This window comes from Micromonospora okii, from assembly GCF_020884795.1.
Classification (GTDB): Bacteria; Actinomycetota; Actinomycetes; order Mycobacteriales; family Micromonosporaceae; genus Micromonospora; species Micromonospora okii.
Map to the genome: position 1 here is coordinate 2511 of NZ_BBZF01000035.1, position 2967 is coordinate 5477.

Consider the following 2967-nt stretch of genomic DNA (forward strand, 5'->3'; position numbering starts at 1 on the left):
TTCGAGGAGTTATAAAATCAGTTGCTAGCCGAACAGTCTGGAATGGCTGACCGTAGGCGGTGAAAGTCCGGTAGGTGAAAGTGGCTGGTCTTCTGTGGGTGTTCCCGAGTAGCGGCGGACCCCTGTAATCTGCCGTGAATCTGCCAGGACCACCTGGTAAGCCTAAATACTTCCTGGTGACCGATAGCGGACGAGTACCGTGAGGGAATGGTGAAAAGTACCCCGGGAGGGGAGTGAAATAGTACCTGAAACCGTTCGCCTACAATCCGTCGGAGCCTTGCGGGGTGACGGCGTGCCTTTTGAAGAATGAGCCTGCGAGTTAGTGGCATGTGGCGAGGTTAACCCGTGTGGGGGAGCCGTAGCGAAAGCGAGTCTGAATAGGGCGTTCAGTCGCGTGTCCTAGACCCGAAGCGGAGTGATCTAGCCATGGGCAGGCTGAAGCGTGGGTAAGACCGCGTGGAGGGCCGAACCCACCAACGTTGAAAAGTTGGGGGATGACCTGTGGTTAGGGGTGAAAGGCCAATCAAACTCCGTGATAGCTGGTTCTCCCCGAAATGCATTTAGGTGCAGCGTCGCGTGTTTCTTGCCGGAGGTAGAGCACTGGATGGTCTAGGGGGCCCACAAGCTTACCGAAATCAGCCAAACTCCGAATGCCGGTAAGTGAGAGCGCGGCAGTGAGACTGCGGGGGATAAGCTTCGTAGTCGAGAGGGAAACAGCCCAGATCACCAGCTAAGGCCCCTAAGCGTGTGCTAAGTGGAAAAGGATGTGGGGTCGCATAGACAACCAGGAGGTTGGCTTAGAAGCAGCCACCCTTTAAAGAGTGCGTAATAGCTCACTGGTCAAGTGGTTCCGCGCCGACAATGTAGCGGGGCTCAAGCACACCGCCGAAGCTGTGGCATTCACATTTTAACCTCGCGTGCCCTTGATGGTGCGTGCAGGTGTGTGGATGGGTAGGGGAGCGTCGTGCCGGGGGTGAAGCATCCGAGTGATCGAGGTGTGGACGCGGCACGAGTGAGAATGCAGGCATGAGTAGCGAATGAAGGGTGAGAAACCCTTCCGCCGGATGACCAAGGGTTCCAGGGCCAGGCTAATCCGCCCTGGGTGAGTCGGGACCTAAGGCGAGGCCGAGAGGCGTAGTCGATGGACAACGGGTTGATATTCCCGTACCCGCGAAGGAGCGTCCCTGATGAACCTCGTTGTGCTAACCACCCGAACCTGGGGCGGTCTTCGGACCAAACTGGGGGAGCGTGGGAACCTGGCGGGTAGTAGTCAAGCGATGGGGTGACGCAGGAAGGTAGCTGATCCCGGCCGGTGGTTGTGCCGGGGTAAGCGTGTAGGCCGTACCGTAGGCAAATCCGCGGTGCATTAAGGCTGAGACGTGATGCCGAGCCGATTCAGGTGAAGTCAGTGATCCTATGCTGCCGAGAAAAGCCTCTAGCGAGTTCTGAGCGGCCCGTACCCCAAACCGACACAGGTGGTCAGGTAGAGAATACCGAGGCGATCGGGCGAACTGTGGTTAAGGAACTCGGCAAATTGCCCCCGTAACTTAGGGAGAAGGGGGGCCGGAGACGTGAAGCCCCTTGCGGGTGGAGCGTTGTATGGCCGCAGAGAGCAGGGGGAAGCGACTGTTTACTAAAAACACAGGTCCATGCGAAGAAGTAATTCGATGTATATGGACTGACGCCTGCCCGGTGCTGGAACGTTAAGGGGACCTGTTAGCTCTTTCGGGGGCGAAGCGGAGAACTTAAGCGCCAGTAAACGGCGGTGGTAACTATAACCATCCTAAGGTAGCGAAATTCCTTGTCGGGTAAGTTCCGACCTGCACGAATGGCGTAACGACTTCCCCACTGTCTCAACCACAGGCCCGGCGAAATTGCATTACGAGTAAAGATGCTCGTTACGCGCGGCAGGACGGAAAGACCCCGGGACCTTTACTATAGCTTGACATTGGTATCCGAATTAGCTTGTGTAGGATAGGTGGGAGCCGGTGAAGTCCATACGCCAGTATGGGTGGAGGCAATCTTGAAATACCACTCTGGTTGGTTTGGGTATCTAACTTCGGGCCGTTATCCGGTTCAGGGACAGTGTCTGGTGGGTAGTTTAACTGGGGCGGTTGCCTCCTAAAGGGTAACGGAGGCGCCCAAAGGTTCCCTCAGCCTGGTTGGCAATCAGGTGTTGAGTGCAAGTGCACAAGGGAGCTTGACTGTGAGACTGACAGGTCGAGCAGGGACGAAAGTCGGGACTAGTGATCCGGCACTTGCGTGTGGAAGCGGTGTCGCTCAACGGATAAAAGGTACCCCGGGGATAACAGGCTGATCTTCCCCAAGAGTCCATATCGACGGGATGGTTTGGCACCTCGATGTCGGCTCGTCGCATCCTGGGGCTGTAGCAGGTCCCAAGGGTTGGGCTGTTCGCCCATTAAAGCGGTACGCGAGCTGGGTTTAGAACGTCGTGAGACAGTTCGGTCCCTATCCGCCGTGCGCGTAGGATACTTGAGAAGGGCTGTCCCTAGTACGAGAGGACCGGGACGGACGAACCTCTGGTGTGCCAGTTGTCCCGCCAGGGGCACGGCTGGTTGGCTACGTTCGGAAGGGATAACCGCTGAAAGCATCTAAGCGGGAAGCTCGCTTCAAGATGAGGTATCCCACCCCTCTTTGAGGGGGTAAGGCCCCCAGCTAGACGACTGGGTTGATAGGCCGGAGATGTAAGCTCGGTAACGGGTTGAGTTGACCGGTACTAATAGGCCGAGGACTTGACTACAAAGATTCTGCTCGCGTCCACTGTGCAACTCTAGACAAACGAACAACAGACCATGTGTGTGGTGTTGTTTGATATGTCGATAGTGTTACGGCGGTCATGGCGGAGGGGAAACGCCCGGTTACATTCCGAACCCGGAAGCTAAGCCCTCCAGCGCCGATGGTACTGCACTCGGGAGGGTGTGGGAGAGTAGGACACCGCCGGACTTC

At 56.9% G+C, this 2967-nt stretch carries 2 rRNA genes (1 of these 2 cut by a window edge); both read left to right on the forward strand.

The features are described 5' to 3' along the window. Positions 1-2761, forward strand: a 23S ribosomal RNA gene (locus tag LPU43_RS28485) (it extends 390 nt beyond the left edge of the window). Between the two features lie 86 nt (positions 2762-2847). Then, a 5S ribosomal RNA gene (rrf, locus tag LPU43_RS28490) occupies positions 2848-2964 on the forward strand. Positions 2965-2967: the final 3 nt, after the last annotated feature.